The sequence below is a fragment of the Cyanobacteriota bacterium genome (assembly GCA_025054735.1).
Taxonomy (GTDB): domain Bacteria; phylum Cyanobacteriota; class Cyanobacteriia; order SKYG9; family SKYG9; genus SKYG9.
This window is the reverse complement of sequence record JANWZG010000405.1, coordinates 3,233-3,543: the sequence shown is the minus strand read 5'-3', so window position 1 is coordinate 3,543 and position 311 is coordinate 3,233. Positions and strand designations below refer to the sequence as shown.

General features: G+C 53.1%; 1 protein-coding gene. It reads right to left on the bottom strand.

What is annotated here, in order from left to right:
* Positions 1-309, bottom strand: a 309-nt coding sequence (locus tag NZ772_15875; protein MCS6815033.1) for a DEAD/DEAH box helicase, incomplete at its 3' end; no start/stop codon positions are given.
* Between the last annotated feature and the right edge of the window lie 2 nt (positions 310-311).

Sequence of the window (311 nt, the reverse complement as noted above, 5' to 3'; positions counted from 1 at the left end):
TCGAAAGTGTTGTAACCGTCGCAGGGTGGCATTGCGCTCATGGGCAGGCAACTCACTGTGGAGTAGTGCGGCTGGTAACTGACGATCGCGCAACTCCTGCACTTGGTTCTCCATTAGTGCTACTAAGGGTGACACCACCAACGTCAAGCCCGATTGCAACAGTGCTGGGAGCTGAAAACAAATGGATTTGCCGCCACCTGTGGGCATAATGATCAACGCATCTCGCTTGGATAGCAAACAACGCACAATCTCTCCCTGGGGTGGGCGAAACGTCTCATAACCCCAGATTTTCCGAAAGGTTGCCAACACCT